The 2,373-nt window shown below is 70.6% G+C and carries 2 protein-coding genes and 2 pseudogenes; 2 read left to right on the top strand and 2 right to left on the bottom strand.

Annotation, left to right across the window (positions count from 1 at the left end):
* Positions 1-217: hypothetical protein (locus Q0379_RS18400; RefSeq protein ID WP_299014942.1), on the top strand; the 217-nt coding region annotated here is incomplete at its 5' end.
* 192 nt (positions 218-409) lie between these two features.
* A pseudogene (locus Q0379_RS24300) lies at positions 410-646 on the top strand (hypothetical protein); the annotation flags it as partial.
* A 174-nt stretch (positions 647-820) separates the two neighbouring features.
* On the opposite strand, the pseudogene Q0379_RS18395 reads toward Q0379_RS24300, so the two are convergent.
* Together Q0379_RS18395 and Q0379_RS18390 are read right to left on the bottom strand one after the other, a co-directional pair.
* Positions 821-1,915 (bottom strand): annotated as a pseudogene (locus tag Q0379_RS18395) (epoxide hydrolase family protein); the annotation flags it as partial.
* A 213-nt stretch (positions 1,916-2,128) separates the two neighbouring features.
* Positions 2,129-2,373, bottom strand: a 245-nt coding sequence (locus Q0379_RS18390) for an EamA family transporter (RefSeq protein ID WP_299014940.1), incomplete at its 5' end; no start/stop codon positions are given.

Genomic DNA, 2,373 nt, shown 5'->3' with positions numbered 1-2,373 from the left:
GGTCGACTACAACTGCTTCGGACGCTGCAGCGAGGGGCCGAACCTGTTCGTCCGCCAGCTCAAGCCTGGTGAGCGCGGGGACGTCGAGCCGGGCTTCGACGGGTTCGACGGGCAGCGCGGGTTCTATCCCGGGGTCGACGCGGCGAAGTGCGACCGAATCCTCGCGCAGCACGTCGCCGCGGGCATCCCGGTCGCGGACCTCGTCGACGACTACTGAGCTTGCGGTGGCGGTGACGCGGCGACGCGGCGACGCGGTGACGCGGCGATGAGCGATGAGGTCACGCGGCGATGAACGAGGCGTCGACGAACGACGCGGCGACCGGGCCGGCGGCCCCCCGTGCCGGCGGATCGGCCGTCGGGGCGCGCCCCGGCGACCCGGGCCGAGCGATCATCTAGGCTCGATCGAGCCATGAGCGATCCGCCCCAGCGACCGATCGCCGTCGTCCCTCCGCCCGCCGCCGCGGCCACGTCCGCCGACGCGCCGCAGGTCGCCGAGGGGCACCGGCGCCTGACCACCGACGTCGGCCTGCTCGACCGCTCCGCGTCGGGCAAGCTCGCCCTCACCGGCGAGGAGGCCGCGTCGTTCCTCACCGGCCAGGTGACGGCCGACGTGGAGGGCCTCGTCCCCGGCGAGGGCAGCTACGCCGCGCTCCTGACGCCGAAGGGCAAGATCGTCTGCGACCTGCGGATCCTCGCCCTCGGCGAGGGCGCCGAGCATGGTCCACGCCTCGAAGCAGACCTCGGGCTCGCGCCGGGGGACGGTCTCGACGTGGTCGTAGACCCAGAGGTGGTGGTAGCCGATCTCCTCGGCCAGCAGCTCGGGCTGCTCCATCGCCGCGAAGTGGCCGCCGCGCGGCATCTCGCTCCAGCGGGTGATGTTGTAGGCCCGGTCGGCCCACGAGCGGGGCGGGGGCTTGTAGATGCTCTCGCCCGGGAAGTTGGCGAAGGCGGTCGGCGTCTCGCAGCGCTGGCCCTCCGCCAGCACGGGTCCGCCTTCCTCCAGCATGGCGCGGTAGTACCAGGCGCCGGTCGTGAAGCTGCCGGTCATCACGTAGATCATGACGTTGGTCAGCAGCTGGTCGCGGGTGAACACCTGCTCGAACGGTTTGGTCGACAGGTCCGCCCAGTCGTGGAAGCGCTCGAGGATCCAGGCGGCCTGGCCGACCGGGTTGTTGGCGCCCAGCCACGCCACCGATTGCGGCTTGCTGGCCTGCAGGCGGAAATAGGCGCCCCAGAGATCCATCTGGGCGCCGAAGCCGGTGATCCAGGCGATCTCCTCCGGCGTTTGCGGCGGGCCGGCGGGGCGCAGGCCGATCATGTTCAGATGGATGGCCTTGGCGTGGGCGCCGTGGTCGAGGCCCAGCCACGAGGTGACCAGCCCGCCCCAGTCGCCGCCCTGGGCGAGATAGGTCGGATAGCCCAGCTCACGGGTCATCAGGGTGTTGAAGAGGCGCGCGGTGGCGCGCTGGCCCAGCGGCCGCTTGGGCTTGCCCGAGAAGCCGAAGCCTGGGAGCGACGGGATGACGAGGTCGAAGGCGTCGGCCGGATCGCCGCCGTGGCGCGAGGGGAAGGCCAGGGGCTCGATGGCGTCCCAGAACTCGAAATGGCTGCCCGGCCAGCCATGGGTGATCAGTAGCGGGCGTTTGCCCTTCGCCTCGCCGACCAGGTGGACGAAGTGGATGTCGAGGCCCTCGATGGTCGCCGTGAATTGCGGGAAGCGGTTGAGGTTGGCCTGGACCGCGCCGACGTCGAAGCCGTCGGTCCAGTAGCCGCAGAGGTCCTTCAGGAAGTCGGCGTCGCAGCCATAGCCCCAACCGCCGCCCTCGGGCGCCGGCGGGAACTCATAGGCGCGGACTTGGGCGACGACCCTGTCGACCTGGTCGCGGGTCCAGTTCACCTCGAACGGCGTCGCCATGGCGGCCTCCCTGTTTTGCGGGAGAGGGTCCGCCGGGTTACGTGGGGGAGGTCAATAGAACCCCGCCCTCCCAATTTCCCCGTCATCCCGCGCTTTATGCGCGGGACCCATGGTTCAGCTTCCACGTGAGAGGATAGATCCGCACTTCACTTGCGGCGGATAAATGGGTCCCGCGCATAAAGCGCGGGATGACGGAGATTGAGATCGTTGGGCTCAGGCCGTCGCCGCTCTCCACGCCCGCACCTTCGGCCACAGCATGTTGACCGCGAGACCCGTCAGGACCAGGGCCGCGGCGATCAGCTTCCAGGCGGGCAGGGCCTCGTGCAGCAAGAGCGCCGAGGCGCCCATGCCGAAGACGGGGACCAGCAGGGCCATCGGGGTGACGGTGGCCGCCGGGTGCCTCGCCAGCAGCCAGCCCCAGGCGGCGTAGCCGAACATGGTGTTGCCCACGGCCTGCC

The sequence above is a fragment of the uncultured Caulobacter sp. genome, from assembly GCF_937900395.1.
Taxonomy (GTDB): Bacteria; Pseudomonadota; Alphaproteobacteria; order Caulobacterales; family Caulobacteraceae; genus Caulobacter.
Note: the sequence above shows the minus strand (reverse complement) of the source record. Positions and strands in the feature narration are given on the sequence as shown.